The sequence below is a fragment of the Prevotella sp. C561 genome, from assembly GCF_000224595.1.
Taxonomy (GTDB): domain Bacteria; phylum Bacteroidota; class Bacteroidia; order Bacteroidales; family Bacteroidaceae; genus Prevotella; species Prevotella jejuni.
On record NZ_JH114156.1, the window covers coordinates 44,290 to 70,248 of the forward strand.

The window sequence follows — 25,959 nt, forward strand, 5'->3', positions numbered from 1 at the left end:
TTCTGTGATATCTGTCGCCTGCTTGCAGGCGTTTGTGGGTTCCCCCTGTTAGCAGAAAGGCCTCTGTTCATCTGTGAAAATCTGTGAGAGATAAAATTTCCAACGAGCCTCTTGCGTTCTTTCTCTCACAGAGTTACACAGAAGAACAGAACGTACAAGGGTGCACAGCCCCATTAAGACACAAGCAGCGAAGTAGGGGTAACCTCGGTGATCACGCCCCTCCCTTCGGGGAGGGGAAGGGGAGGGGCCGCTAACCAATAGGGGTATCGTCGGGTGATCACTCCCCTCTCCATTTCGGAGAGGGGCTGGGGGTGAGGCTTCTGATGGGTGTTGGGTGATGGGTGTTGGGTGTTGATGATTAGCCTTGGTGGGTGTTAGGTATTGAATGTTAAGCGTTAATGATTGTCCACAGAGGGGCTCGGATCAACAGCACACCCCTATCAAGAAACAAGCAGCGAAATAGGGGTAGCCTCGGTGATCACGCCCCTCTCCATTCGGAGAGGGGTTGGGGGTGAGGCCGATTGGGGGTTGGGGGTGAGGCTCTTAATAGCTTCGTTCTGTTTCACAGTGACATTTTCTCCTATCTTTTTTACCCCAAATCGCTTGACAATCAATATTTTTTTATATATTTGCGACATCTTTGAATCTATTATAACAACAACCTAAAAACTTCGAATTATGGAACACATTCCACAAGTCTTTTGGCTTATTCCCATCGCATCGGTGTGCGCCTTGGGGATGGCATGGTATTTCTTCAAATCTATGATGAGGTCTGAAGAGGGCACACCCCGCATGATTGAGATTGCTGAATACGTGCGTCGTGGTGCTATGGCCTACCTGAAACAGCAGTACAAGGTCGTATTGATTGTCTTTGTTGTCCTTGCGATTGTCTTCGCAATCATGGCTTACGGCTTCAATGCACAGAACGAATGGGTGCCGTTCGCATTCCTTACTGGTGGTTTCTTCTCTGGTCTTGCAGGCTTCTTCGGGATGAAGACTGCCACCTACGCCAGTGCCAGAACGGCCAATGCAGCACGTAATGGACTCAACGACGGACTCAAGATTGCCTTCCGTTCGGGCGCTGTCATGGGTCTTGTTGTCGTTGGATTAGGCTTGTTAGACATAGCCATCTGGTTCATTGTCCTCACTTGGTTCTATGCTGACAAGATGACGACAAGCGAGATGCTCATCACTATCACGACTACAATGTTGACCTTCGGTATGGGTGCTTCAACGCAGGCGTTGTTTGCTCGTGTGGGTGGTGGTATCTATACAAAGGCTGCCGATGTGGGGGCCGACCTCGTTGGTAAGGTGGAAGCAAACATCCCTGAAGACGACCCACGCAACCCGGCTACGATTGCCGACAACGTAGGCGACAACGTAGGCGACGTCGCAGGAATGGGTGCCGACCTATACGAAAGCTATTGTGGGTCAATCCTCTCTACAGCAGCCTTGGGTGCAACAGCCTTCGCAGCATCGTCAGGTGATATGCAACTAAAGGCTGTCATCGCGCCAATGCTCATCGCTGCAGTCGGTGTCTTCCTTAGTCTCTTTGGTATCTTCCTCGTGAGAACGAAGGAGGGAGCTACGATGAAAGACCTTCTCCACGCTTTAGGTCTTGGTACGAATACGGCGGCTGTACTCATTGCAGCTGTTAGTTTCCTCATTCTCTACCTCTTAGGACTGGAGAACTGGTTAGGTGTTAGCTTCTCGGTCATCACGGGCTTGGCGGCAGGAGTTATCATCGGACAGGCAACGGAGTACTATACCTCACAGAGTTACATGCCTACGAAGGCTATCTCTGAAGCCAGTCACACGGGTGCGGCAACGGTGATTATAAAAGGTATCGGTACGGGTATGATTTCTACTTGTGTACCTGTCCTCTCTATCTCAGTGGCTATCATGCTGAGTTATCTCTGTGCCAACGGCTTCGATATGTCGATGTCAGCACTCTCTATTCAGCATGGCTTGTATGGAATAGGTATCGCTGCAGTCGGCATGCTATCAACTTTAGGTATCACCTTAGCGACAGATGCCTACGGACCAATTGCTGATAACGCAGGCGGAAATGCAGAGATGAGCGAGTTAGGAGCGGAGGTGCGCCATCGTACTGACGCCCTCGACGCCTTAGGTAACACTACGGCTGCTACGGGTAAGGGTTTTGCCATCGGTTCGGCAGCACTGACGGCTTTGGCGTTGTTGGCCTCTTATATCGAAGAGATAAAGATTGCCATGGCACGTGTCGGTACACAGATGACGAACGTTGCAGGCGAAACCATCGATGCCACAAAGGCTACTATCCCCGACTTCATGAACTTCTTCCAAGTAAACCTGATGAACCCGAAGGTGCTTGTCGGTGCTTTCATCGGTGCGATGGCGGCCTTCCTCTTCTGCGGACTGACGATGGGCGCAGTGGGTAGAGCTGCTGGTAAGATGGTGGCAGAGGTGCGCCGTCAGTTCCGTGAGATTAAGGGTATATTAGAAGGAACAGGTACACCAGACTACGGCCGATGTGTGGAAATCAGTACACAAAGTGCTCAACACGAGATGATTATCCCATCGCTCTTGGCCATCATCATCCCTGTCATCGTGGGTCTTCTGCTCGGAGTGGCAGGCGTATTGGGTTTGTTGGTAGGCGGTTTGGCCGCTGGCTTCACCCTTGCTGTATTCATGTCGAATGCTGGTGGTGCATGGGATAATGCAAAGAAGTATGTCGAAGAGGGTAATTTCGGTGGTAAAGGCTCTGATGCTCATAAGGCTACTGTGGTCGGAGACACCGTTGGCGACCCCTTCAAAGACACTTCTGGGCCATCGCTCAACATCCTTATTAAACTCATGAGCATGGTCAGCATCGTCATGGCGGGCCTCACTGTCGCTTGCCTCTAACGGTCTGCTCGGATTTATTTTCACGAGTGGAAAGATTTTTTTTCATGAAAAGAAATATTTTTCTTCACGACAAGAAATATTTCTTTTCATGAACATAATTCGTTGTGATGTTATTTTTCTACGATCAACATCTTTGTTTTCAGCATACTGCCGACAAAGTTCTCAGACCGTTAAGGGGCTTGGTAAGCTCCTAAAAGAGAATATGATAAGAACTTAAAAACTTTTCCTTGAAATATTTGCGAGCATCGTCTCCTTTCCTTATATTTGTACGCAACATTGATAAAGAACCTAAAAACGAGTCATCATGAGAAGAGTTATATTCCTTCTGTCTATTTATATCCTTGGCCTCGTATTACTGTTATTAGGAACAGAGGGCAGACTTTCCATCCCACTCATTGCTTTAATCATAATGAGTTCGTTCGGTACGCTCTACCTAATTAGGCATCCTAAGAAGGATAAAGAGGCTTAACGAATAAGAAAGAAGGAGTTATGAACCGTCACTAAACGGCTCATAACCATGCGATTATGGTATCACTATCACGCTTATCGATAGTATTCTGACAAGCGTTAAAGTCCATGAAAGGTTTGATGAGCCCCTATTCAGTCAGGCCCATCAGCTGCTTTGCTGCCAGAAGAATATCTTTATGGTCGAACGCTAAGTCGGGTAGTTCGGTCAAGGGGAACCACTTTGCTTGTGCAGCATCATCCAAGCCGCTGACCTCCGCAGGCTTATCAAGTATCGTGTAATAGGCCACCGTGATAACTCGCTCACGTGGGTCGCGGTCGACAGCATCATAGACTCCCACACGGTGAAGGTCCTCAACAATCAGACCCGTCTCTTCTTTCAACTCACGACGAGCAGCGTCAGCGGTCGTCTCGTCTATATTCATAAAGCCACCAGGGAAAGCCCATTTCCCTTTACAAGGCTCGTTTCTACGCTGAATAAGCAACAACTCCAAGCCGTTTTCAGTGTGTGCAAACACCAAGCAGTCGGCCGTCACTGCTGGGTGTGGATATTTGTATGTGTACATTTCAGTCCTCTTTTGTTTATAAAACGCCTTTTTCTCTATATAAGTCTGTTAGGTTATCCATCATATAAATCCGTCTATGTGTTATCACTTGTTACGATAGCTTCAATATAACTGACAACTACACGATTTGTAAAGCGACACCTGTAAAGGCTAAATAAGCCACAACGATATATGAACTAAGATATTCAAGCCTAATAGTAAGGCAAATATACAAATAATATATGAAATGATAACACATCCAAGAGATTATTTACAAAAGGGAAATATTTAGACAAATAAAAGTATTCAAAATAATCTTTAAGGATAAACATTCTCTATTTATTTTCGTTAACTTTGCGTCTATGGAATTTAGGACCATAGTCAACATCCCCCGTCCGACATTCGAATTGGAGCCTTGCGAACGCATCCTTTTCGTCGGATCATGCTTTGCCGATAATATTGGTAAGCGTTTTGAAGAAGAGAAATTCCGTGCTGTGGTGAACCCGTTTGGCGTAATGTATAACCCTGTGTCTGTGCTACATACGGCAAGGAAAATGGCAGACACGCCGTTCGACACAGCCGTCTTCACCTTAGGGACCAATCATGTCTATGTGGAGCGAGCCACAGGCGAGATTGTAGACAACTGCCAGAAACGCCCTCAACGAGAGTTTGAAGAGCGCGAGCTAACGATTGACGAGTGTGCTGATGCGCTGCGTGAGGCCATCAGCCTATTGCGAACAAGTAACCCGAGACTTAGGGTTATCGTCACCGTCAGCCCTATCCGCTATGCCAAATATGGTTATCACGAGAGCCAACTATCAAAGGCAGTGTTGCTGCTTGCTGCCGATAAGCTAACGAAGGAAGCCAGTGGGGAGGTCTATTACTTCCCTGCCTACGAGATAGTGAACGACGAGTTGCGCGACTATCGGTTCTATAAAGCAGACATGCTCCACCCCAACGAGCAGGCAGTGGCTTATATATGGGAACAGCTGGTGGCAACTTGTTTCTCCGCCACAGCCAAGCAGTTTCTCAAAGAATGGCGTCCCATCAAAGAAGCCTTAGCCCATCGTCCATTCCATCCAGAGGCCGCAACCTATCAAGACTTCCTAAAGAAGACAAAAGAAGCAGCACGATTACTGAAACAAAAATACCCCAACTTGGAACTGAAAGAATAATTATGGAAGAATTAAATGACAAGCAGGCTGAACTGCTACTAAAGGAACATGGCATCAGATTGACCGCTAATCGCATACTCATCGCACGTACCTTATCCACAATGAGCTATCCTGCATCAATGAAGGAACTGGAGGCTAAGATTCAGACAATCGATAAGTCAAATATCTTCCGAACCTTACTACTGTTTAAGCAGCACCATCTTGTTCATCAGATGGAGGACGGCAATGATGTAGTACGCTTCGAACTCTGCCAGAGTCAGGACGAGAATACCGACGACGACATGCACGTACACTTCTATTGCGAACGCTGCCAACACACCTACTGCCTTAGTGACACACCCATTCCACAGGTCGAACTACCTGCAGGATTCGAACAGTCATCCGTCAACTACATGGTGAAAGGACTCTGTCCTAAGTGTTCGCACAGATATTATCTTAAGTGAAATGACAAAAAACAGACCATAGAATAGGCCTGTATTAAGACTTTTCATTACCTTTGCAAGAGATATAAAAAATATAAATAGTAATGAATTATACTATTGAGAAAGTAACGACGCTTATCGGCGCACGCCGTTATGGTGACCAGGACGCAAACATCAGCTTTGTACTTACCGACAGCCGTTCTCTTTGTTTCCCTGAGGAAACACTCTTCTTTGCCCTCAAGTCTGAGCGCAACGATGGACATAACTATATCCCAGAACTCTATGCAAGGGGCGTGAGGAACTTTGTTGTAGAAGTAGTACCAGATGATTGGGCTACACGCTATCCTGCTTCTAACTTCTTAAAGGTCGTTGGCTCGTTGGAAGCCTTGCAACGACTGGCTGAACGTCATCGTGATGAATACTTGATACCGATAGTCGGTATCACGGGTTCTAACGGTAAGACGATGGTGAAAGAGTGGCTTTATCAGTTGCTCTCTCCGCAGATGATTGTCACACGCTCACCTCGTAGTTATAATTCTCAGATAGGTGTTCCACTCTCTGTATTGCTCTTGAACGAGAATACACAGGTCGGTGTCTTCGAGGCGGGAATAAGTCAACCGGGCGAGATGATGGCTTTGCGCGATATTATTCAGCCTACCATTGGTGTGTTCACCTCCCTTGGTACAGCCCATCAGGAGAATTTCTCTTCTATTGAAGATAAGTGTAACGAGAAGATAAAACTCTTCCATGACACGGAGGCAATTGTCTATCCTGCTGATGAAGAGGTCATTACACGTTGCTTAGCACCCTACGATTATAAGGGAAAGAAGCTGGACTGGTCTGTAAAACAGCAGCAGGCTGCTTTCTATGTGACGTCTATTGAGAAGAAGGACATAGCGACTACGGTCTCATACATGTGGCAGGGAGAGACGAAAGGACAGTATATACTACCGTTCATCGACGATGCCAGCATAGAAAACTCAATCACTTGTGCGGTTGTCTCACTCCATCTTGGTATTACGCCTGCCGTCCTCAGCGAGCGAATGGCACAATTAGAGCCTGTTGCCATGCGCCTTGAGGTGAAGGAGGGCCAGCATGGCTGTACGCTTATCAACGACTCTTATAACTCTGACTTCAACTCCTTAGACATAGCACTCGACTTTATGAACCGTCGTCCCGACCACAAGGGTCGCAAGCGCACATTGGTGCTTAGCGACATACTACAGAGTGGTGACACGGATAAAGACCTATATAATAAGGTGGCATTCCTATGTGAGAAGCGTGGTGTTGAGAAGTTTATCGGTATTGGTGAGGGCCTGTTGTCACAGCGTTCTGCCTTTAAGCACCTGAGAGAGAAGCATTTCTTCGCTACGGTCAATGCCTTTATTCATAGCGACATCTTCGCTAACCTCCATGACGAAGTAATCCTATTAAAGGGTGCACGACAGTTTGGCTTCGACCGACTAACAGAACTCTTGGTGAAGAAGGTGCATGAGACGGTGTTGGAGGTGAACCTTAACGCCGTGGTTGACAACCTCAATTGGTATCGCTCTTTCCTCAAACCTACGACCAAGTTGGTATGTATGATAAAGGCCGATGCCTATGGGGCTGGAGCCGTAGAGATAGCCAAGACTTTGCAAGACCATCGTGTCGACTATCTTGCTGTGGCTGTGGCTGATGAGGGTGTGACACTCCGTAAGAATGGTATCACAAGTAATATCATGATTATGAACCCAGAGATGACGTCCTTTAAAACGCTCTTCGACTACGACCTTGAGCCTGAGGTGTATAGCTTCCGACTCCTCGATGCGTTGGTGAAGGCGGCCCAGAAGGAGGGTATCACGGGCTTCCCTGTTCATATCAAGCTCGATACAGGTATGCACCGATTAGGGTTTGACCCACAGAAGGATATGGACGAACTCATTAAACGGCTGAAACACCAGAACGCTATCATCCCTCGTTCGGTCTTCTCTCACTTTGTTGGCTCTGATGCCGATAGCTTCGACGAGTTCTCTGCACGTCAGTTTGCGCTCTTCGATGAGGGGAGCAAGAAGCTGCAAGCTGCCTTCAGCCACAAGATCATACGCCACATGGACAACTCTTCTGGCATTGAGCATTTCCCTGAACGTCAAATGGATATGTGTCGATTGGGCTTGGGCTTATATGGTATCAACCCTCGAACGAATAAGACAATCAACAATATATCTACCTTGAAGACGACCATCCTTCAGCTACGTAACGTACCGGCTGGCGACACGGTGGGCTATTCTCGCAAGGGAACTATCGACCATGACAGTGTGATTGCGGCCATCCCTATCGGCTACGCTGACGGTTTGAACCGCCATTTAGGTAATCGTCACTGCTATTGTTTAGTAAACGGTAAGAAGGCAGAATACGTCGGTAACATCTGCATGGACGTAGCGATGATCGACGTCACCGGCATTGACTGTAAAGAAGGCGACAGTGTTGAGATCTTCGGCGACCACCTTCCTGTGACCGTCCTCAGCGATGCCCTCGACACCATCCCTTACGAGGTTCTAACCACCATCAGCACCCGCGTGAAGCGTGTCTATTTCCAAGACTAAAAAAGGAAACACTATACTATCTGGCCCCTCCCCCTCCCTACCCTCGTAGGAAGGGGTGTAATAGGCGAGATACCCCTATTTATTAGACAAGTAATGAGATAGGATAAAACCTAAATATGTCTCACTTATGGGGGTAACTCGCTGTTTACGCCCCTCCCTATGGGGGAGGGGAAGGGGGAGGGGCCACCTATTATTATATTATATATGTCCATCTTTTATTTCCTTATCGGTATCTTCATCGGCGCAACCATCATGCTGCTGTGGATGAAGAACAAATCAACACAAGACTTGAGGACGGTCAGTGAGCAACTGGCTGTGGTACGTAACCAACTCGAAACGGAGCGGAAAGGCGTCGACGAACGTATCGCTGCGGTGAAAGAGGCGGCTCGACAACAATTAGAGGCAGAACGGAGACATGGCGAACAGCTGCGTGACGAACTGCAAAAACAGGCTGAAGCGAAGAATAAACTCTTGCAAGAGGAGGTGCGCAACATGGCCACAAAGATGTTAGATGAGAGTCGGGAGAAGATGAATACGGCTGACAAAGAACGCTTGGATGCCCTCCTCTCGCCACTGAAAGAGCGTTTAGAGGCTTTTAATCAGACTGTTACGAACAACAGCAAAGAGAATACTGCGAACAAGACGGAGATTAAGACTACCTTTGAGGAGGCGATGAAACGACTTCACACAGAGCAGGTAATGACCATCAAGACGATGCGTGAGGACCAAGAGCGGGCTGTGAAGGAACTGCGCGAACAGACGGAACGTATCGGCAATGATGCTGCCTCGCTCACTCAGGCCCTCAAAGGCGACTCTAAGATGCAGGGCGATTGGGGTGAGATGATTCTTGAGAAGACCTTAGAAGACTGTGGCCTCACGAAAGACTCACAGTATTTCTTGCAGAAGAACTATAGAGACAATGACGGTAATAACTACCGCCCAGATGCTGTGATAGCCTTCCCTCACGACGAGTATGCCGTCATCGACGCTAAGGTTTCACTAACGGCTTACCAGGCGGCCATCAAAGAGGAGGATGCTGCGAAGCGTGAACGCTACCTGAGAGAACACGTCGCTTCTATCAAGAAGCATGTCGACGAGTTGGCAAAAAAGGACTATGAGACTCTTGTACCGCATTGTATCGGTTACGTACTGATGTTCGTTCCTTACGAGAGTGGCTATTCTGCGGCTTTGAAGACCGACCCATCCATCCTTCAATATGCTTACCAGAAACATATCATCATACTGAGTCCGAGCAACCTGCTCATGGCCTTGCAGCTTACACACGCCATGTGGCAGAATTTCCGTATAACAGAAAACGTGGAGAACATACTCCATGAGTCGAATGAACTGTATAATAAGTTTGTCAACTTTGCTGAGTCTTTCATTAAGATAGGTACAAACATCGAACGACTACAGCAAGATTTCAATCGTGCAAAGGGCCAGCTTAACGAGGGCAAGGGTAATATCGTGCGCCGCTTAGAGGGCTTGCGCACATTGGGAATCAACCCGAAGAAGCAAATACCGGAGGGGCTGTAACTTTCTTTCTCACTATTTATTAATCTTCGTTTTCTCACAGAACAACACAGATAAACAGAACTCACAAAGGTGCACAGAGGACTATTTTCTCTGTATTTCTGTGTTACTCTGTGAGAGAAAAAACATTGGAGACTCGTCTGGGGAGTTCTTTCTCTCACTGTGAGTATTTCTTTCTCTCACTGTGAGTATTTCTTTCTCTCACTGTGGGTATTTCTTTCTCTCACAGAGCGCACAGAGTTCACTGAGCCTTTTGGCGCACATTTCGAGCCCACAGAACGCCTCCGGCATACAGAGAACACAGAGGCCTCACCCCCAACCCCTCTCCGAATGGAGAGGGGAGTAGTATGTGAGGTTACCCCTTTGGGCCTGCTTGCATACTTCGTAGAGGTTTTTCTCTCACAGAACTCACAGATTTAACAGAACCTCTTTGCGCACTGTTTCGAACTCACAGAACGCCTTCGGCATACAGATATCACAGAGCGTTATAGCTGATATCGGGTGTTGGTTGTTGCTTGTTAGGTGTTGATGATTAGCCATAGGGGTATCTCGGTGATCACTCCCCTCCCTTTGGGGGGAGGGGAAGGGGGAGGGGCCAGTTCTTCTCTGCCTGCTCTCCCTGTTAGCAGAAAGGCTTCTGTTCATCTGTGAAAATCTGTGAGAAATAAAATTCCCAACGAGCCTCTTAGGCTTATGAAAATACTTAACACGAATACACGCAAAAGCCCTTACGAGAAGAGAGCGACATAAGCAAGGGGCAAGGACGCAACTAACATGATATCAAACAGATACAGACACGAAAGGAGAAGGGCATGTTCAAGGGTGAAGAAGGGCGTGTTCATGGAGCAAGAAGGGCATGTTCTTAAACGCTGAAGGGCCTTGTCTTGCACGCTGTTAAGCCTTAGCAATAATCGAGGAGAGGAAATAATTTTACATTACAAGACTCTCCCTGTAAAATTATCTACCATTAAAACCAACGATGCCCCTACTTCAATAGATACTGTCTTCTCGACTCAATGATATCATCCATGTTCTCGCTCGCCCATGAAAGTAGGTTGTCAATAAGCGGCAGAAGACTTTTCCCCTTCTCTGTAAGCGAGTACTCGACACGAGGCGGCACCTCTGGGAACACTTCACGATGGATGAGTCCATCGCTCTCCAGCATCTTTAGTGTCGTCGTCAACATCTTTTGAGAGATGTCTGGTATATTGCGCTGCAGTTCCTTAAAGCGTTGGCAACGGTTGTTTTCCAACGTGAAAAGCACCAACATCGACCACTTGTCTCCTATTCTCGACAGTACATTCCGAACAGGACAGTTTGGGTAAAGGGCATCTCTGACCTCATTTCTATTCATACTCATATACTCTTTTGGACATATTAGTATACAAAAGTAACTATTAAAAGCTAAGGTTCGCATCTTGATGATGTTAAACTATGTAAAACGCCCACCCTTCAACCACCTTATTTCCAGCATTACTTACCTCGAAGTAACCGACTGACATTTACGTGCCTACTTGTAGAATCGCTTGAAGATCAATACCTTTGCAACATCAAAACAAACAAAACAATAAAACAAAAAAGGATTATGAAAACAGTTGAAACAATTCAGAGCGGCAAGAACTTCACAGCAGTTAACGTTGGTAAACTCAGTGAAATTAAGGATTATGTACTCCCTTTCGGAGACATCGAAATTCCTGGTAAGGTATTCGTTGGGCAGGCATTACAGGCAACAGGGAGTGAACTTTCATTCCAAACCCTTGTTCCTGGGCAGGATAGCGGCTTCCTTCACAGCCACAAGACACACGAGGAACTTTACTTTATCCTCCGTGGTCAGGGTGAGTATCAGGTAGATGGTGAGGTCTTCCCAGTGACAGAAGGCAGTATTGTTCGTGTTGCTCCAGAGGGCAAACGTGCGTTGAAGAATACGGGAAATGACGAGATGTTAATGCTTTGTATTCAGCATAGAGCAAACAGCTTTGGCAAGGACGACACACCAGCAGATGACGGTGTGATACTGAATGAAGAACTGAAATGGTAATAGACCCACTGTTTCCAACGTGTCCGATACGTAATATTCTCTCACGGATATGCGTTGCGGACACGCTTTGCCTTATCCAAACGCTTGGTAAGAGAGGCTGGGCAAGCTACGAGGAGTTAAGGCATAACCTGCCCGACTCTTCCTTATCCACCTCGCTAAATGTACTAAAAGAAGATCGAATTATCGTTGAAAGCGACAAACAATATATGCTTTCAAACATTGGGAAAGAGCTTTTTCCACTCATCTCAACGCTCATCGCTTGGTGTGAGAGGAATGTTTCCCCATCTCTAAGGCAATAGTTCAAATGAAGTGTAATATTGTATTTTGCAACATTTCAGGCTTTCACGAAACGAAAAGGAGTGAAAAAAAACGTCGTTTCTTCCACTCCTTTTTTGTTATATAAATATAGTCTGTTAGCTAAAAGATCTATCCGTTAAAAATATAGGATAACAAAAGCGCTATAGCTATATGCTTAATATACTTCTTATCATTTGTCAACCAGCACTATTTATAGACCCCTTGTCTAATAAGAAATCATAGATATCTATAAATAAAATACCATCTTCATTCTGATAACGAGGACTATGATCACCAATTATAACCACTTTCTGAAACGAATCATCAATTCTTCTAAGTGATTGTAATTCTTGGTCACGTTTCGTATCGTCAGGAATACTGAAAGCAGACTGGATATAAGCTCTCTTATAACCTTGGTTACAAACAAAGTCTACTTCAAGTATCTTTCTAATCTTCTTCCCATCTTCGTCCTTAGTATTCCAAATGACCTCACCTACATCAACAGCCATTCCACGAGTACGTAATTCGTTGTAAATGGCATTTTCCATCAAGTGAGCTTTTTTCTACTTGTCGGAAATTAAGAAGCGCATTCCTCAGTCCTAAGTCTTCAAAATAAAACTTAGAAGGCGTATCTATATAACGTCTACCCTTAATATCATAACGTAGAGCGCGTTCAATAATAAATGCATCTTGCAAGTAATCAATATAAACTTTGATGGTATCTTGACTAATCGTACTTTTCTTTACTGTTCGGAAAGTATCAGCAAGCTTTCTTGGATTAGTCAAGCCACCCACTGTAGAAGCTAACGTGCTTATGAGTTCTTCAAGATCACCATCTAATTTTATATCATAACGCTCCTTAATATCCTTTAAATAAGTATGCTTAAACAAACTTTTTAGATAGACTACTTTCTCTTGAGCGGAAGTCATTGTGACTACTTGTGGTAATCCACCATAAGTCATATATTCCACCCAAAGATTCTCTACAGGTTCATCTGGTCTTGCATCACGTATTTCAAGAAAAGAAAGAGGATGTACTTTAATCTCTAATCCACGACCGCGAAACCCAGTTACTATATCCTTAGATAAGAAACGAGCATTAGAACCTGTGACATATAGATCAGCATTCTTTGCCTGTAAGTATGAATTAAGTACGTCTTCAAAATCACTAACAAGTTGCACTTCATCAAGTAAAACATAATGCATCTGATCATCCTTCAATTTACTATCAATATATTCAAGTAACTTATCAGGGTCTCTTAACACTTTGTTTCTGCGGTCTTCAAGATTTACCATAACAATGTGTTCATCACTCACACCTTCAGCTTTTAGAGCCTCAGAGAATAACCTAAAGAGAAGATATGATTTACCACATCTCCTCATACCAGTAATGACCTTAATCATTCCATTATGTCTCAAATCCATCAATCGTTTGAGTAATGCATCACGTCTTATCTCCATTCTATTCTATATTTTTGCACCTATCCGCATTTTTATCGACTACAAATGTAATCAATTATTGAGATAAAAGCAAATCTATTTTAAGATAATTCTAACGTATGAAAGAAAGTATCTGCTTTGTGTTACATACATAAATAAAAGACTTCATGCACTATATAGCTGAAATAGAACGACGAGTGGATCCAAATATGATTCGAACGGATTATAGACAATTAGTAAGAACGCAAAAAAGATAGGGAACGACAAATTGTGATTCCCTATCTTTTTATTTATAAAATGACTATAATAAGCTATTTACTTCTCCAATACTTTGAACTCAGCACCCGTTGCGAAGTCCTGTCCCGACTGCTCGCTGAGGGCTGTCAGACGTACGAAGCGGGCCTTGACAGGGGTGGTGAGGAGGACGGTCTTTTCTTTTCTGTTGTTCTCAAACTCACCTTCTGCAACGGCTTTGCCCCATGTCTTGCCGTCATTACTTACTTGGATGCTATACTTCTTGATGTTACCATTATTGCTGTCTTGGCGTGGCAGATAGGTGAAACCCTTGATTGTCTTCACCCCACCACAGTCGAAATCAACCCAGTGAGGGTGGTTCGCTACCGTAACAGAATACATAGTGTGCCAATAAGTACTTGGGTCGCCATCGGTGAGGTGGCTTGCGTCGCCCTCACCACTCTCCTGACTTGATGCAAAGACAACCGACAGTGGGATGCTCTCGATACGTGAGAAGGATTGAGAAGCCACGAGCCAGTCGTTCTCCTTGGTCCATGCTGAGATCGTTCCACCCTCGCGCAGGCCGACAGGACCAGTGTATTTCACAGCCTTCTTACTGCCATTGACACGATAGAAGATGTCGCCCTTCGCTCCGTTCGCATTGATTGTCACATTGCCCTCAGCGTCACGTACGATGGTAAGTGGCGTAGCGCCGTTCAGACTAACGTTCGCATTGCTAACGAGGTCATTGGTCTCAACAGAGTTCATCGGACGTATCATGTAACCGAAGGTATGTGGCGTTGCCATCACACGGTCGCGCTGTAACGGTCCACCCTGCCCACAGCTGTTACCACCAAGACCCGTGATAGCCATGTCGAGGTGTAGGTAAGTGTAATCACTCTGAGGCAGTTCATGTGGGTGGTTAGCCATAGCGATGGTGTTATCCGACCATGGAAGGGCAGAGAAACTCATCTTGTCTTTGGCCACGAAGAGGGCCCCATAGAGCGCATCCTGTCCACCATTGCCAGCGAGCGAGAGCCAACGAGTGTCCTGATGGTTACCCGTGTCTTGTGGTTTAGGGAATGCCACAAACTCATCCTCCACGTCCTGCTGCTCATAGATACCAATCATCTGACCCGTCTTACGGTCTGGATAGTTATCGACCGTACCACGTCCATAGTAATTCAACAGTCTGAGTGCCTTTGGAAGACGTACCGTATAACCGAGCTTAGCGAGTGTCAGATTAGGCTTATTGCTGGTGATTGCGCTCTCACTCTCAATACTTCCATCAGGGAAGATGGTGTAGACAACCTGCGTCGTAAAGCGGAAGTCGTCCTTACCGAAAGGCTTTTCTTTGTTTTCGATGAGCTTCTTCCAGTTGGCATTACCGCCCTCAAGTCGATAACTATATGGTGCTTGCGACTCTACGTTGCACACAACAGAGACAGAGCCGTTGGCATTAGCGTGGGTAGTATAGCTCGTACACTTGTGTTGAAGATTATTCAATCCGTTCGCATACCATCCTTCGTAAGCCCAGTTATCATTGTTGACCCATGCACGGAAGGCGTTCAACTCTGGTCCACAACCGTCTGGGATGATGGTCTTACCATCGTACTGAAGGTTATAGATCGTACCCTTCGTGAGGTCGAAAGTGGTTGTGAAGGTCTTACCAGAGAGCACTATCTTATTGTCCTTCACGGCCGACATGTTCACTTTACCAGCCGTTGCGATAGCTGGACGAGCTGCTGCAACCTGCACAGGTAGCTGCTCCTCGGCCTGAATATAGCCCGCCTTCGCCCAAGGCATATCCTCTTTAAGACGATAGACAATGTGTAGGAGATACTCCTTATTAGGGTCGAGACCCTCGTTGAGTCCCGTGATGGTGATTGCTTTATGTGTCCTTGCAGGTACGCTACCCAAGTCAAGTTCGCCCTTCTTAACGGCTACTCCGTCGGCAGTCAGCACGTAAGACATAGCATAACCACTGAGGTCATCTGTGTAGTAGTTCTTATTGAACACATCCAACGTGGCCGTCTTAGCATCCTTCCAAGTGGTACCAATATACTGATAGACCTTCTTCACCTCATAATACTGCGGTTTAGGCTGCTCGTCACCGAAGATGATACCGTTCATAACAAACTGTCCATCGTTAGGCGTATCACCAAAGTCACCACCGTAGGCAAGGTATCGCTTGCCCTCTTTCGTGTAGTTATACATACTCTGATCAATCCAATCCCAGATGGCACCACCCATGAAGAAGTTCGTAGACTCCATCGCTTCCCAGTAGTCAACGAGGTTTCCTACGGCGTTACCCATCGAGTGAGCATACTCAGAGATATGGAAAGGATACTTAATGCCCATCCTTCCCTTGACCGCATCACGGGTCCATGCGATACTTGGATACTGGTTAGAACCCATGTCGACAATGTCGTTGTTGCGCTCATATTGTACTGGTCTTGATGCGTCGTAAGCCTTCAGAGAGTCGTAGGCAACAACGAAGTTATGCCCAGGACCAGCCTCATTGCCTAAGCTCCAGATAACGATTGAAGGATTATTAACCAACTGATGCGCCATTGTCATTACACGGTCTACATGCGCCGCTTGGAACTCTGGCACATGAGACAACGATGCCTTACCATAGAAGTATTCGTGGCTTTCGATGTTGGCCTCGCTCTCTAAGTAGATACCATACTTATTACAGAGATAGTAGAAGTAAGGGTCATTAGGATAATGCGAGGTACGGATGTGGTTGATATTAGCCCGTTTCATCAGCATAATCTCATGTTCCATCTGCTCACGAGAGATGACCTTACCCGTTAATGGGTTCGTATCATGGCGGTTAACACCCTTTAGTTTGACGGGCTTACCATTGATGTAATAGTATCTTCCAGCCAGTCCGAACTCGTCCTGACTTGCTGGTGTATCCTTAATCTCCACTGTTCGGAATCCAGTTTGGAAACTTATCGTCTCAAGAACTTTCTTTCCTTGCATCAGTTCACCCACGACAACATACACGTTAGGCGCTTCTGCGGTCCAGGCAGCCACGTTGTCGACCGTTAAAGTCTGTCGGATAGCAGCCTGACCCTTGCTGTTACAAGTCGTTTTAGCCTTAGCATCCTCGAAGGTAGCCACCAACTCGTTGTCATCCGCAAAGAGTCTGTTCTTATAAAGACTCCATCGTATATGCAAGTCCTTGGCTGTCTTTGCTGTAAGGTTCTGCAGTGTTGTGTTGAGGTTCACGGTTCCCTTGCCGTCAGTATATGCAGGGATAGCCTTCACGTCGGCAACATGTACCTTCGGAGTAGCCGTCACGCTGACATTACGGAAGATACCTGGGAGGCGGAACATGTCCTGTGCTTCGAGGAAGCTACCGTCTGATGAGCGATAAACCTCAACTGCTATCTCGTTCTTACCCTTGTTGATATAAGGGCTGATATCGAACCGTGCCGTGTTACGAGAGTTCTTTGAGAAACCAACATAACGGCCGTTAATCCACAAATAGAAGAACGAGTCGACACCATCAAAGTTCAGATAGACCTCCTTACCATCCCATGTAGCAGGGATGTCAAAGCTCCTTCTGAACGAGCCGACCTCGTTTCGGTATTCGTAAGTGGTGTAGTTCTTAGGCGGTTCACGCATAACTCCCTTCTTCCAGTCGCCCGGCTCGATGTTATACTTGAATATAACCCACTGATTAACATAGATAGGTACACCATACTTCAGCGTACCGTCCTTCTGAATACCCGCCATATTCCAACTTACAGGCACCTGCAGACGGTCCCACCGACTATCATCGTAGCCCCTTGTGAAGAAATCTTTTGGACGCTCATCAGGGTTCTTTGAGAAGTGAAAACGCCACTCTCCGTCAAGCGAGAGATAGTCTTTTGCAAACTCTGGTAATACCTTCCTCGCCTCGTCGACCGATGAGAAAGAGGAGAATAACGCACGTGCTGGCAACTTGTTATAGCCTAACTCGCCCGGAGCCTGCCACTCATTACCAGTTGGTGCTGCCGCCTGTCCGAAGAGATAACCACCTGTTGGGTGGTCGTCAGCATGCACAGGTGCAGCCATTAATGACGATAATAATAAACCGAATAAAAATTGTTTATGCATAATAGTTAGGTGTTATACTTTATCAGATTGCTCTTGCGCCCTATCGTGACGACACTCTTTAGCATGCTTCATCGACACTGCTTGCATGCTACATCGACACTGCTTACACGCCACATCGACTCTGCTTACACGCTACATCGACATTGCTTACATGCCACATCGACACTGCTCAGCACACTATAAGGTCGTGACTCAGAACGCAAATCTTACCCTTCTTCCATCGAAGGCAAAGTTAATAAAAAAAACAAATATCCCACATGAATGAAAGGATAGTATGTAAATAATACACTGTAAAGCACTCTGTCTGCAAATAAATGGCTTTGTGTGCTCGATAAGTGACACGCAAATAAGGGGAAATAGGACAGAGGGAAGGACAGTCAAAAAGATAGAAAGTATGACTAAAAGGGCTAACGTAAGTCTTAACAAACCACCCAAACGATCCTTTCACCTATTCTATTATCACACAGTCAAACCACTCATAAATACTGCCTATGCCCCTTCTATAAACAAAAACATGCTCTTTTTTGAGAAAATATCTCGTAAATTATGCCAAAACACAGTATTATTTACTATCTTTGTAACCGTAACGAACATCATAAAAGCTTATGTTGATTAATTTTAGTTTTGGTAATTTCCGTTCCTTTCGGGCTGTGAAAAGTCTACGTATGGAGGCTGTTCAGATTAAAGAACTATCTGATTCTATCATCGAAAGAGATGGTTTTCGACTCTTACCAACGGCAGTACTCTATGGAGCAAACTCCAGTGGGAAGACAAACGTCATCATGGCACTGGGCTTGTTTAGGAATATTGTGGACAAGAACATCAAGTTAAACCCTGGTGAAGACCTTGTTTACGACCCCTTCTTGCTTGATGATTGTTCAAAGGACGAGCCGACGACCTTTGAAATTCAGTGTTTGTTCGAGGGTGCTGTCTATCGTTATGGGTTCGAATACATGAAGAATACGATTATTAGCGAGTGGCTCTATGAGAAGAAAATAGGACCCGGCGCCAAAGAGCACTATCTCTTCCGCAGAGAGCGACAGACCTTCTCTGTGTCGGCTACTTACTTCTCTGAGGGCAAGGGGAAAGAGGGCTCTACCACAGAAAACCGTCTCTTCCTCTCGCTCGTCGCCCAACTAAACGGTAGGATAGCCCAAAAGCTCATCAAACACCTAAGGGATTATAATGCTATCTCGGGTCTTAAAGATGATGGATATGAACGTCTTATGATCGACATGCTTAAGAAGCATCTACGAGGATGCGATGAGGCAATCGATTTCTTTAGCCGGTTAGACTTAGGTTTTACGAACATTGAGATTGAAGAAAAGGATATTCCTAATGACTTAAAAGAGAAGTTAGCGACATTACCCATCATCTCCAACGATAAATTCAATAATGCTAAGGTCATCGAAACACTGACGACTCATAACGTATATGACGCTCAAGGGAAGGTTATCAACACTGTGAGATTCGACGCAGACGACAAGGAGTCGAATGGTACGAACAAAGTTATTACACTCTCTGGACCTATCTTTGACACGCTCCTTGGCGGTAAAATGCTCTTTGTAGACGAACTTGACTCTAAGCTCCATCCGATGATGACACGTGCCATCGTACGTCTCTTCATGGACAAAGAGACCAACCCTCATGGCGCACAGCTCGTCTTTACCACACATGACACACACCTGCTTGACACGAAATATCTACGCAGAGACCAAGTGTGGTTCACTGAGAAAGACCCAACAGAGGCCAGCGACCTATACTCACTACTCGACTTCAAAGTCCGTAACGACCGTGACATTGAAAATGACTATATCAATGGACGATACGGTGCCATACCTTTTATCAAATAGACTAATACAAACACCCATGAGAACAAGTATGAAAAACCATAAAGCCTTAGCCGGTGGACGACGCAGACAGGGTACGAGAAACGAGTACGTGAGGTTTCTAATAGTTTGCGAGGGGACTGAAACAGAGCCAAACTACTTCAAGGCTTTTGTCAAAGACCGCTGGTCTGAGGTTCGAACAGTGGGTCCTGTCATCAAAGGTTGTGCAAAGGGTACTTGCCAATTGGTGGCTGAGGCTGGGAAAATTCGGGTCGACTTAGAAAAGAGCCGACAAGTTCCTTTCGACCGTGTATGGCTCGTTTTTGACAAAGATGAGTTCAATGATTTTAATCAAGCGATATCGAAAGCCAAAAAGAAAGGTATGATGTGCGCATGGAGTAATGAGTCTTTCGAACTATGGTATTGCCTGCACTTCCAAGACATAAAAGCTGCTTTAAGGCGTAACCAATATATAGATATGATAGAGAAATGTGTGAGAAAGCTCTCTAAAAACAAAGATTTTGTTTACGACAAGGCGTCTAAAGATTTCTATACGCTCATCTGTGAGCATGGAGATGAGCTGAAAGCGGGAAAAAGAGCAAAGCTACTCCGACAAAGCTATGGTTCTCGTACGGATTATGATAAGCATAACCCACGCACAGAAGTTGACTTATTAGTCGATGAACTACGCAATCCTAATAAGCTACTGTAGTCTAACTGTCGCAGACAGGTATCTGTCTTCTACTACCGCACACATGGTCTATTTTCATTCATCAGACTATCCTTACTCATCCCTCACGTCTGATTCTCTAACAATTCGCCCTTTTCCTATAACGTGCGAACCCTCCATACGATTGGTATTAAGACTGGCACAAATAGGCGGAGATAGCGTTTACGAGTGTGGGGATGCGTTGTGAATAAGTAAAGAAGACGATATACTCGCCATTCCCTCGCCTGCTTTCTTTCCTGTCGGAGGATTAACAAAGTCGTAAAACATCTTTACATCTCATCGAGCAACAGTCCCTCCGAACAAGGGTTAAGCACCTCCCTCCACCGAACCCATAACCCACAAGGAATCAGCCTATTACATACAGCGTTTAAGAACATGCCCTTCTTGCATCGAGAAGACGCCCTTCTTGAACGTTGAAAGGCATGTTCTTAAACGTAGAAGGGCCTCTTCTTGCCTCAAGCACAGCCCCTTCTTGAAAAGAGAAGGAAGCTCTCTGTAAAATATCTTGACATTCTCTGTTTATATAGTTAGTATTCTGTCTCTCAATGATGACCTTTTTTCTCTCACAGAAGAACACAGAAGAACAGAACACACAGCATTCCACAGAGACATTAAGTCAACCGATTTCACAGAACCTTACAGCCAACGTTAGCTAATCATCAACACCTAACACTCATCACCCAACACCCACCTTTAGTTATAACGTTCTGTGATATCTGTATGCCGGAGGCGTTCTGTGGGTTCGAAACTGTGCGCAATAACGCTCTGTTAAATCTGTGAGTTCTGTGAGAGAAAAAACTTCCCAGCAAGCCTCATAGGCCTAATCTCATCGAGAGGGTGCGTTCTATTTCTCACAGAAAAACACAGATGAACAGAATACACAAGGTTTCACAGAGACATTAAGTCAACCGATTACACAGAACCTTACAGCCATCTTTGGCAGTAACGTTCTGTGAATTCTGTATGCCGGAGGCCTTCTGTGGGATCGAAATAGTGCGCTATAAGGTTCTGTTTAATCTGTGAGTTCTGTGAGAGAAAAAACTCCCAAGCATAAGAGAAAAGCTACTTTTTGCCTCCTTATTGGTATCTTCATTAGCAGTAACGCTCTGTGATATCTGTATGCCGAAGGCCTTCTGTGAGCTCGAAATTGTGCGCAAAGAGGTTCTGTTAAATCTGTGAGATCTGTGAGAGAAAAAACTCCCATGCATAAGAGAAAAACCTCATAACAACCCATGCAAGCAAGCCAGTAGGGGTAACCTCACATTTCACTCCCCTCCCTGCGGGGGAGGGGTTGGGGGAGGGGCCAGCTGGTGTAGAGTGTGGGGCCTGTCGTTTCGGGACGTGGGGCCAGCTGGAACCAAGCTTATACTCACCTTTTCACCTGTACCCACGTACCCTTCGGGAGGTTATAAGCAGCACAGATACCCATGCCATTGAGGACGTTGCTGTAGGTAGTACGGATTGAGGAGAGACCTGCCTGGGCAAGGGAATTGTTAGAGACATCGTTTAACGCTTGTAGGAAACGGTAGTATTCGGGTGTGAGGTGATAGAACTCTAATATGAAACCCTGCTCTATTCCGTAGCGTTCTTTCATCTCTTTCAGAGCCTCATCAGAGAGGTTCATCAACTCAGAGTTGGGTTGAACGTTCAGGTGGAGTGTGTATTCTCTGCCGTTGATCGTAGCGTCATCAAAGATATAGAAGTCCTGATAGAAGTCACTACTAAAGTCGAAATCATCGTCAATGTCCGACAATGGGTTGAGTAAAGGTTCACTTGCCGTATAGATAGGTATGTCATCCTCCTGCAAGAGGTAGTTGACCGCCACCGAATCCCACTGCTCGTTCTGTCGCACCTGTAAGTAGTCATCATAGTCGAAGAAGGTAGCCACCTCGTTAAAGTCGCCCGCAATGTCCCTACGGAAACAGTCGATACGACAGCTCATCAGACGTTTTATCTTTACACGCACAGCATAATAGTCGTGCGACTGAGCTGGGTCGGTGAAGGTAGCCTGCACCTGCAGGAAGTCTCGCAAGTAGGATGAGGGGTCTTCCTTCATCCTCACCATACGTGTAGAAGTACTGCTGATGGCGACTGGTTGAGGTATCTCAGTTGTCGACTCAACCGTCTCCAAGCCCTGCGCCTCAACCTGTAAGTGCACCTTATCACCCGCCTTCTGCTGTCCGACGACATAGTATCGTCCTTGTCCCACGGCCGTTACAGGTAACGACTGTCCGTTGAGTTGATAACTGATGTTGGCATCGTCGATAAGAACATTCGGTTGTGCCGCATTATAATGCTTCAAGGGAACACTCCGCAAGACGGTGATATAGGTGGTATCGGCAGTAGAAGGCATACAATAGACCACCATCTTTGGTTTCGCATCGGGGAGGTTGCTAACACTGAAATCGTCCTTACACCCTGTCATCAACAAGGCGAGGAGAAGGAAAAGATATATCTTTCTCATGTTCAGAACTTAAAATTTTATGGTGTAACTAAAGGACGGTATCACTGGGATAAAGGCGTTATTCTTTATCATAATCTTGTTTTCACTATTGACTTTCACACGCACCCAGAGTGAGTTCAGATGACAATAAGCGTTATAGAGACTAATGTTCCAGATGCGCTCGTGCCCCTTCTTGGTGGTATGACGGAAGTCTATGCCTAAGTCTAAACGGTGATAAGCCGGCAAGACAACGTTGTTAGGCTGCTCGTAAGCAAAGTTTAAGAGATTGTCATCGGGCGAGGTAAAGGTGATGCCCCCGCCAGTCTGTGCCGGAACCGTTGGCAGACCGATATACTGAGTAGGGACAGTCATGCGGTTACCCGTATGGAACGTCCATGCAGCGAAGGCCGAAATCTTCTTCGTAATGTTCCATCTTCCACTGAGTGTAAGGCGGTGTCGGTTGTCAAACTTATCATAGTACCAATCGTTATGGAAGTCATCAAACTTCTTCTCGGCCCATGAGAGGGTGTAAGAACCGTGCAGGGCAAGGTTGGCGATGGTGTAGTCGGCATCCAACTCAACACCATACGAGCGTCCTTCTCCCTCCATTACCATATAGTCCCAGTTGGCTGCAGGCGGCTCTAATCCAGCCCAGCTGGCATACTGAAGGATATGACTTGAGTGTTTATAATAGCCCTCTAAGGTCAGCAACCAGTGAGCGTTCGGTTTCAGATAAGCTCCGGCAGCCAACTGCCAAGCCCGCATAGGATGGAGGCGAGCTGTGGTAGGCACCCAATAGTCGGTTGGGAGGTCGAGAAAAGAGTTCGCTATCTTATGCACAAATTGGCTCATAAGGGTGTAGCTGGCCTTGAACGACAGGCGGTCGGAGGGTTGGAACTTCATCGACAGACGAGGACTAAGCGTTGAGAAGGTCTTACCACTAATACTGAACAGGTCTACGTTCAGTCCGCCATTGACACTCCATCGTTCGTTGAGCGTCATCTCGTCCTCGGCATAGAGCGTCACTTGGTGGGCGATGTTCTTGTTATGACTATGGATGGCTATCGTGTCACCCTTCTCTTCTCGACCGCCTTGATAGCCGTCGAAGCGGTTGAATGTCTGTGGTTGGAAGCGATGGTAGGTGTACTCCTGACCGAAGAGGATGTGGTGACGGGGCGTGGGTCGGTAGTCGAAGGCGGCCCGATAGCCGATGTCATCGATAGCCGAGCGGTAGCCATGCGAGGTCGTTGTCAACTGGTCCTTACCATCAGAACGCCTCACCGTCCACTCGTCCGAGCTGCTTACCGACGAACGGTTATGGGTGTAGAAGGCTGTGAAATTAGCGAAGAGCTTCGGTGAGAACTGGTAGTTCCAGTCTAAGGCAGCATTGAAGTTACCCCAGTGGAAGGAGTTCTTATATATGTCGTATTCACCGTATCCATTGTCGTCTCGGTGGTCGCCCCACTCGTCCTTTGCGTCTAAACGGTCTTCACCAGAGTAGACACTCAGCGACATTCGCGAGCGTTCGTTGAAGATGTTGGTCAGTTTCAGGTTCATATCATGGAAGAAATAAGCCATACTAACCTTGTCTTCGTTGTCTCTCCGACTATTAATAATCGCAAAGGCAGGTCGTGTGAGGAGGTCTAACCAACTGCGTCGTATGCCGATGTTATAGGAAGTCTTACCTTTTCTGAGGGGTCCTTCAAGGTGGACTGATCCGTCTAAGAGGCCGATACGGTAGCTGCCGTGTGTGTGATAGAGGTCGCCATCGGCCGTGCGCACATCCGTGACACTCGATAGTCTACCGCCATAACGGGCAGGGAAACCACTCTTATAAAAGTCTACGTTCTTCACTACATCTACGTTGAACGAAGAGAAGAGACCTAAGGTGTGATTGGTATGATAGAGCGGTGTACCATCGAGCAAGAAGAGGTTTTCATCGTTGTTACCGCCATGTACGTAGAGACCGCTGGTCAGCTCCATTCCTTCCGCTACTCCACTCGTACGCTGTAAGGTCTTGATAACGTCAGGACTACTCATCAGTGCGTACTCAGTCATGATGTCTTTCTGTGAGAGGGAGAGCTTACCTGTCTGCGTCTTCAGTAGTGGCGAGTTCAAGTCGGTCGTTACCACGACCTCAGTAAGCTCTGCATCATTCTGCAGCGTGATGTCATAGTTTCGATTGGCCGTGAGCGTCAGCGCATCAGTCAGCGTCTTATAACCCACGTAACTACATCTTATTTCATGGTTGCCCTCGGTCAGTGTGAGTGAGAAATGGCCGTATGCGTTCGTCATCGTACCCTGTCGTGTGGTGAGGTCGTAGACAGTTGCGTTGATAAGCGGTTCCCCATTGCGGTCCTTAACATATCCACTCAGCGTGAAGCGTCGCCGCCCCTTGTCCTCATCAGTAAGTTTGCTTGTCGTCATGACCATCTCCTTATTCGTCATGACCATCGTCTTATTCGTCGGGTTTGTATGCTCCCACCCAGCCGTTTCATGTGCATATAGCATCAAGGGGGACAGCCAGATGGCAGCCAATAATAATGGTTTGTTCATAAGATATTAATTTGTTTAGGCTACAAAGATAAACATTTTTTCCGTTTCCAGCTGCTTTTCAGGTAATGTTTGGGTATTTTTTTTGGACAGAAGGGGAATGGGTTCAGTCCAAGCCTCAGCTGGCCTCAATCCCAGCCCCTACTGGCCTCACCCCCAACCCCTCTCCGAATGAAGAGGGGAGTGATATGTGAGGTTACCCCTATAAGACAACCTGTAAGATAATAGAACGAGGCGCACATCCACCTCACATGGGTATCTCGGTGATCACGAGGGTGTGTCAAAATGTACACATCCTCTTTTTTATGCACAAAGCCCCGACTTTCTCAAGCCAGGGCTTTGCTATTTCCTAAAGTTTTTGTACCTTTAGGCATTCAAAAATTCTCATTATGACAAAGGTACACTTTCGTTCTTACATACACAAGAAAATGATTCTTTTTCCTCAAAGAATCGATAAGGATATCGCAGAAGATGACCCTGTTCGTCTTTTAGATGCCTTGGTGGATAATCTTATGTTGGATAATGTCTACAAGCTTTATAAGCCCAGTGGTCGCAAGCCTTATCATCCACAAATGATGCTCAAGGTGATTCTTTACGCCTACATGAATAATATCTATTCCTGCCGTCGTATAGAGTCGCTCCTCAAGCGTGACATTCATTTCATCTATCTG

16 protein-coding genes and 1 pseudogene are annotated in these 25,959 nt (G+C 46.2%); 11 read left to right on the plus strand and 6 right to left on the minus strand.

Translation table 11 applies throughout. The annotated features are described in order from the left end of the window. The first annotated feature begins 678 nt into the window (after window positions 1-678). Together HMPREF0666_RS14230 and HMPREF0666_RS17480 are read left to right on the plus strand one after the other, a co-directional pair. Entirely contained in the window at window positions 679-2,886 is a 2,208-nt protein-coding gene (locus HMPREF0666_RS14230) for a sodium-translocating pyrophosphatase (protein ID WP_009013071.1), read from the plus strand. 304 nt (window positions 2,887-3,190) lie between these two features. Next, a complete protein-coding gene (locus HMPREF0666_RS17480; protein WP_009013072.1) occupies window positions 3,191-3,355 on the plus strand; it encodes a hypothetical protein in 165 nt (54 codons plus the stop codon). 127 nt (window positions 3,356-3,482) lie between these two features. Here HMPREF0666_RS17480 and HMPREF0666_RS14235 read toward each other — a convergent pair whose 3' ends face one another. Continuing rightward, window positions 3,483-3,917 carry an NUDIX hydrolase gene (locus HMPREF0666_RS14235; RefSeq protein ID WP_009013073.1) on the minus strand — a complete coding sequence of 145 codons (435 nt, stop codon included), beginning with the start codon at window positions 3,915-3,917 and terminating at the stop codon, window positions 3,483-3,485. 341 nt (window positions 3,918-4,258) lie between these two features. Between HMPREF0666_RS14235 and HMPREF0666_RS14240 the strand changes: the two genes are divergently transcribed. From HMPREF0666_RS14240 to rmuC, 4 genes are all read left to right on the plus strand, one after another. After that, on the plus strand, window positions 4,259-5,071 hold the full coding sequence (locus HMPREF0666_RS14240) for a GSCFA domain-containing protein (protein ID WP_009013074.1): 813 nt from the start codon (window positions 4,259-4,261) through the stop codon (window positions 5,069-5,071). Between the two features lie 2 nt (window positions 5,072-5,073). Beyond that, the gene (locus HMPREF0666_RS14245) at window positions 5,074-5,514 is read left to right on the plus strand and encodes a Fur family transcriptional regulator (RefSeq protein ID WP_009013075.1); all 441 of its coding nucleotides are present in this window, start codon (window positions 5,074-5,076) and stop codon (window positions 5,512-5,514) included. Window positions 5,515-5,597: 83 nt separating this feature from the next. Then, window positions 5,598-8,078: a bifunctional UDP-N-acetylmuramoyl-tripeptide:D-alanyl-D-alanine ligase/alanine racemase gene (locus tag HMPREF0666_RS14250; protein ID WP_009013076.1), complete on the plus strand. Its 2,481-nt coding sequence runs from the start codon at window positions 5,598-5,600 to the stop codon at window positions 8,076-8,078. Window positions 8,079-8,282: 204 nt separating this feature from the next. Then, window positions 8,283-9,614, plus strand: coding sequence for a DNA recombination protein RmuC (rmuC, locus tag HMPREF0666_RS14255; protein WP_042856453.1), 1,332 nt, complete (start codon window positions 8,283-8,285; stop codon window positions 9,612-9,614). Between the two features lie 982 nt (window positions 9,615-10,596). Here the strand turns inward: rmuC and HMPREF0666_RS14265 are convergent. Then, window positions 10,597-10,965, minus strand: coding sequence for a helix-turn-helix domain-containing protein (locus tag HMPREF0666_RS14265; protein ID WP_009013078.1), 369 nt, complete (start codon window positions 10,963-10,965; stop codon window positions 10,597-10,599). A 231-nt stretch (window positions 10,966-11,196) separates the two neighbouring features. Here HMPREF0666_RS14265 and HMPREF0666_RS14270 point away from each other — a divergent pair, with 231 nt between their 5' ends. After that, window positions 11,197-11,649, plus strand: coding sequence for a cupin domain-containing protein (locus HMPREF0666_RS14270; protein WP_009013079.1), 453 nt, complete (start codon window positions 11,197-11,199; stop codon window positions 11,647-11,649). After that, window positions 11,643-11,948, plus strand: coding sequence for a winged helix-turn-helix transcriptional regulator (locus HMPREF0666_RS16905; protein ID WP_083822571.1), 306 nt, complete (start codon window positions 11,643-11,645; stop codon window positions 11,946-11,948). Before HMPREF0666_RS14270 ends, HMPREF0666_RS16905 begins: the two co-directional genes overlap by 7 nt. A 195-nt stretch (window positions 11,949-12,143) precedes the next feature. Here the strand turns inward: HMPREF0666_RS16905 and HMPREF0666_RS14275 are convergent. Both HMPREF0666_RS14275 and HMPREF0666_RS14280 read right to left on the minus strand, forming a co-directional pair. Further along, window positions 12,144-13,407: pseudogene (locus HMPREF0666_RS14275) on the minus strand (ATP-binding protein). Between the two features lie 294 nt (window positions 13,408-13,701). Continuing rightward, complete coding sequence (locus tag HMPREF0666_RS14280; RefSeq protein WP_009013082.1) at window positions 13,702-17,733, minus strand: glycoside hydrolase family 2 TIM barrel-domain containing protein; 4,032 nt, start codon at window positions 17,731-17,733, stop codon at window positions 13,702-13,704. 605 nt (window positions 17,734-18,338) lie between these two features. Between HMPREF0666_RS14280 and HMPREF0666_RS14290 the strand changes: the two genes are divergently transcribed. Both HMPREF0666_RS14290 and HMPREF0666_RS14295 read left to right on the plus strand, forming a co-directional pair. Continuing rightward, complete coding sequence (locus tag HMPREF0666_RS14290; protein ID WP_009013084.1) at window positions 18,339-19,586, plus strand: ATP/GTP-binding protein; 1,248 nt, start codon at window positions 18,339-18,341, stop codon at window positions 19,584-19,586. A 28-nt stretch (window positions 19,587-19,614) separates the two neighbouring features. Beyond that, complete coding sequence (locus HMPREF0666_RS14295) at window positions 19,615-20,274, plus strand: RloB family protein (protein WP_232214125.1); 660 nt, start codon at window positions 19,615-19,617, stop codon at window positions 20,272-20,274. Window positions 20,275-21,661: 1,387 nt separating this feature from the next. Here the strand turns inward: HMPREF0666_RS14295 and HMPREF0666_RS14300 are convergent. Both HMPREF0666_RS14300 and HMPREF0666_RS14305 read right to left on the minus strand, forming a co-directional pair. Continuing rightward, window positions 21,662-22,756 carry a DUF4249 domain-containing protein gene (locus tag HMPREF0666_RS14300; protein WP_009013086.1) on the minus strand — a complete coding sequence of 365 codons (1,095 nt, stop codon included), beginning with the start codon at window positions 22,754-22,756 and terminating at the stop codon, window positions 21,662-21,664. Window positions 22,757-22,765: 9 nt separating this feature from the next. Further along, window positions 22,766-25,189 carry a TonB-dependent receptor domain-containing protein gene (locus HMPREF0666_RS14305; RefSeq protein WP_369750559.1) on the minus strand — a complete coding sequence of 808 codons (2,424 nt, stop codon included), beginning with the start codon at window positions 25,187-25,189 and terminating at the stop codon, window positions 22,766-22,768. 488 nt (window positions 25,190-25,677) lie between these two features. Here HMPREF0666_RS14305 and HMPREF0666_RS14310 point away from each other — a divergent pair. Further along, on the plus strand, window positions 25,678-25,959 hold a 282-nt coding region (locus HMPREF0666_RS14310; RefSeq protein ID WP_009013088.1), incomplete at its 3' end, for an IS1182 family transposase.